At 36.8% G+C, this 4046-nt stretch carries 5 protein-coding genes; 1 reads left to right on the top strand and 4 read right to left on the bottom strand.

Annotated elements, in window-relative coordinates:
* From LPKJCM_RS06605 to LPKJCM_RS06590, 4 genes are all read right to left on the bottom strand, one after another.
* Positions 1–826 (bottom strand): replication initiator protein A (locus LPKJCM_RS06605; RefSeq protein WP_087069583.1); only part of this gene is annotated, 826 nt, incomplete at its 3' end.
* 564 nt (positions 827–1390) lie between these two features.
* Positions 1391–1666 (bottom strand): hypothetical protein, encoded by a 276-nt coding sequence (locus LPKJCM_RS06600; RefSeq protein ID WP_057961791.1) that lies wholly within the window; start codon positions 1664–1666, stop codon positions 1391–1393.
* A gap of 2 nt (positions 1667–1668) precedes the next feature.
* On the bottom strand, positions 1669–2718 hold the full coding sequence (locus tag LPKJCM_RS06595; RefSeq protein WP_035181467.1) for a ParM/StbA family protein: 1050 nt from the start codon (positions 2716–2718) through the stop codon (positions 1669–1671).
* A 131-nt stretch (positions 2719–2849) separates the two neighbouring features.
* On the bottom strand, positions 2850–3437 hold the full coding sequence (locus LPKJCM_RS06590) for a recombinase family protein (protein WP_057961792.1): 588 nt from the start codon (positions 3435–3437) through the stop codon (positions 2850–2852).
* A gap of 424 nt (positions 3438–3861) precedes the next feature.
* Here LPKJCM_RS06590 and LPKJCM_RS13555 point away from each other — a divergent pair.
* Positions 3862–4046, top strand: a 185-nt coding sequence (locus LPKJCM_RS13555) for a hypothetical protein (RefSeq protein ID WP_225364151.1), incomplete at its 3' end; no start/stop codon positions are given.

Below are 4046 nucleotides of genomic sequence, written 5' to 3'. Positions count from 1 at the left end.
AAATGATACGGATAAAGTGGTGCATTTGTTGAGGCGTACGGCACCAAAAACTCAGTAGTTGAATGGCCTCTGGTTCCAAGAAAATTGGTAACCCATTAGTTTCATAAGTTAAGAAGTCTTTGGCATGTTTGACTAGATCACGATTTTGCTTTTCTAGTTCTGCTGATGAGAAATAAGCTGTGGAAAAGTCTAACTTTTGAGTATCTATATGGTATCTATTAGTATCTAAATTATTAGTATAGTCTAGATCTTGTCTCTTTTTGAGAAGTCCGCTTGTACCAAGGGATTCAGACGTGTAAGAGACGGTATCATGCGGGTTTCTCTTTTTGAGAAGTCCGCTTGTATCAAGGGATTCAACGGTATCATGCGGGTTTCTCTTTTTGAGAAGTCCGCTTGTATCAAGGGATTCAAACGATTTTTCTGGTTCTCGCTTAATATAAACGTCTTTTGCTGTTACTTCCAAATCTGCCAAATATAATCTATTTGGTTCGTTTTTGCCTGATCTTGGATTAAAACCCATATGTTTTTGATACAAAAGGTTTGCGTCCATTAATTCGTGTTTAATCTTATTGATTTTATTATTTGACCAGTTTCGTAAATCTTTTAGTTCATTGTTTGTGTATATGAAATATACGTTGTTATTTTCGTCAACCCAATTATTGCTTAGTGAGTAACTTAGACGATCGCGTAACACCGAATAAAGTAAAATGGCACTATCGCTAAGATCCTTATATTTTTCCCCTTGGAGTAAGATCTGCGGCAAAGCGTAGAACTTTACTTCATAGGCCCTTTTAGCATTTGTAAAGTTGAAGTTTGATTGATCCATTATAAAAACTCCCTTTCTATGTCCGACCCATGCTGGCTCAAAAGAGAGTTGCTAAAACATCTGACTTGTTTTAAAATACAAATCTGATATGCTCTAACTGAATTACAAAGCATTCATTGGTTGTGAGAACTTTGTAATTTATCAGCATGTGTCTGTTTGTGAGTTGCCCAGTCGGCAACTTTTTTTAATTTCTAACAACAAAAATGGACTAAATAGCTTCAGTTAGCTACTTAGTCCATTGACTTCAATTTGTTTTTAACTATCCTTAACTTGTCCTCGGGGACTGGTTTGCGGTATAATTAACTTACAAATTAAGAACAATGTTCAGTCGATTTTAACTTGCCGGTGAAAATCGACTGAATCTAAGTAGCTGTCCTATAGCTACTTGCTAAACCCAAAATCCCTGATTCCTCGTGAATCGGGGATTTTTATGTTTAGCTTGATCTCTTTATTCGGTTGTTAAATTAATCTTAGTCTAGCATAGCGCTTACCTAGCGGCAACTTTATTTGGTTTTGTATATTTTGCCAGCTTTTGATTGGAATTCCCATAACAAGGCCCTCTTTCTAAATATCATTGTCTGAAAAGGCATTAAATCCTTCTTGCAAGCGTTCTTTGGAATCAGATGGTGATTCTGTGCTATTTTTAGGTGCTTCTGGAGCTTTTAATTCATCTTTAACATAAGGATCACCTTGAGCTTTTAACCGTTCAATTTCGTGAATTAAAGCGGTTTTAACAAGTGTGGTTTTAGGAATTAATGATTTATCAAAGTAATCAAGGATTTCTTTGTCGACAATTTTCTCGGGATTTAGTCGGACGTTCAAGGTTTTAACTTTTCCCATGATTACTTGCTCCCTTCGTTTTGAGCTTGTTGACTTAATCCGTACTTATAAAAGCCGTTAACATTAGCAACTTCTGTATTTTTAACAATAACTGCGTTAGTGAAAGTAGTATTCAAGATTTTTTGGTTAAGCAAATTGGCTCCACCACCGGTAAAGAACAAAGTATCAATACTATTAAGGTTCTTTAACGTTGAAGTTACATTAGCAACTAAGCGCCGGGTAAACCGGTCAATTTCCTTGCAAACCAAATCAGTAATATCATCTTGACGATTTTTAGAAAATCGGTAGCTCCAATGATGTTGCTGGTTTCCCTTTCGTAAATCTTTTTCTAATTGATAAAGGCTAGTATCACCATTAATCCCGTTGGCAATGGCTTCATATAGATCATTTACGCCGGTATTAAATTGATGGCGATTTTTGCCACTTAGCTCAAAGTTTAAAATCGTATCAATCAGTATTGTTCCACCACCTACGTCAACAATGCCGACTTTTTCGTCTAATAGATCTTTGTTCTGGATAAAGCCTTCATCGTCTAGTAATTCGTTATATAAGGTGCCGATTGGTTGGGGCAAAATATAGACTTTACGAACTCTTACCGTCACAATTTTATCGTCAATAGTAACTTGATGTTGGCCCTCTAGGACTTTTAATAAAGCTTTTAATTGTCCTTGGTCAGCGTAATCTCCAGTTGGAAGTCCAGCAGTGACGACTACTTCTAAAACTTGATCTTTAGCCGCTTTGAAATCACTTGCTAGTAATCCCAGCGCAAAATTGGCTAGTAATTTAAATGCTTCACTATTGTATCGAGCACCATACATGATTGTATCTGCTAAATATTCGTCAAGGTGAAGTCGGTCAATATCTCGACCCCATACGTACTTATCGTCGCTAAAAGGGACTGAATAAGTGTGTAGGTCATTATTCATTGTAGAATTGCCAACTGACATCGGCATGTCTGCTTGGTTTAAATATCTTGAAGGCAGTACATATTCAGCTTTGCTGCTTTTTAATTTGGTCTGTTTGTTTCCTAAATCTAAGCTAAAAATGTCCATAAAGCATTCTCCTTTATTTGCATTATATTGTGTATATATAAAATACCACATTACATGCTTTTTGTAAATAAACAGAATCACAAAAAATGCAACTAAATTAAGTTGCATTACAAAAAGTACCGCTTTGTTAGTCATTTTCGTTTAATCTTGTATTTCTTTCGATACCTGATAAAGGTCGTTCGTTTAATGCCGGTATTACGGGCAACATCTACATCACTCATGCCTGCCTGATACAGTTTAAAAGCATGTTGCAAGCGGGGGTCGTCTTGGGTGTATTGGGGTTTGCGTCCATGATATTTGCCCTGCTGCTTGGCCAGAGAAATCCCTTGTTGTTGACGCTCAATAATCCGCTTACGCTCACTTTCAGCCTGATACTTATACAGTTCAATAATGAGGTTGGTCATCAGTTGACGTAAGTTAGGATCCGCAATCCCTGTCATGGACGGCAAATTTAACACATCTAGGGTGGCGCCTTTATTTTGAATGGTGTTCATGATTTTAGTTAAGTCCTGGTTGTTTCGGCCCAAGCGATCTAATTCAGTGACCAGGACAATATCACCTTCACGGATATAGGCCAGCATTTTTTGCAGTTCTGGCCGATTAGTGTTAGCTCCACTTAATTTATCCGTAAATAGTTTATCAACCTCTTTTAAAGCCGCTAACTGCCGATCTAAATGTTGCTCCTTGGAACTCACACGCGCATAACCGATTTTAGCCATTTCCAATTCTCCTTTTGGACAGTTCTAATGAACACTTGTAATTCCTATTATAGCACAGAAATAAAAAAGACCACTAGGGTATACCCTAGTGGCCGTTTTATGAAGTATAGATAATACTATTTTAGATAATATGTTCTCTTGGTAGTTCGTACTGTTAGACAGGTATGAATATGAAAATGAAAAATCCTATAGAGGAGACCAGAGTTTGAATATAACAAAAGGCGCTGTGCCGGCTTTTTCACTGTCGATACAGCGCCTTTGTTATGTCATCGGGAACATATATTTGATAACTACGCTAACACTAGTGATATCACTATTGACGGTTGGTGAAGTTAGTGTGAACTTTCCTATAAAAATATGGTAATATAAGAGCATGTGATAATCTTTAGTATTGCGCATAGAAAACAAAGAAGGAGGCAAGAGTATGAGTAATAAATCTAGGCATCGTCGACTTTTATTTATGATGGGACTAGTCTTATTTTCGTTATTAGGGTTAATATGGATATCATCTAATAATGGTATGACCGTATATGCTGATAGCAAGACAAATATTACTCAGAACGGTACGGGTTCTGGGTCTGTTATTAATCAACATGAAGAACAGCAGAT

This window comes from Lentilactobacillus parakefiri (assembly GCF_002157585.1).
Classification (GTDB): Bacteria; Bacillota; Bacilli; order Lactobacillales; family Lactobacillaceae; genus Lentilactobacillus; species Lentilactobacillus parakefiri.
This window is presented reverse-complemented; position numbering and strand designations above follow the sequence as displayed.

What these genes read in the sequence shown, in the direction of transcription:
- LPKJCM_RS06600 (WP_057961791.1), bottom strand. Translation starts at nt 1,666, where the DNA reads ATGGGAAAAGTTAAAACCTTGAACGTCCGACTAAATCCCGAGAAAATT.
- LPKJCM_RS06590 (WP_057961792.1), bottom strand. Translation starts at nt 3,437, where the DNA reads ATGGCTAAAATCGGTTATGCGCGTGTGAGTTCCAAGGAGCAACATTTA.
- LPKJCM_RS06595 (WP_035181467.1), bottom strand. Translation starts at nt 2,718, where the DNA reads ATGGACATTTTTAGCTTAGATTTAGGAAACAAACAGACCAAATTAAAA.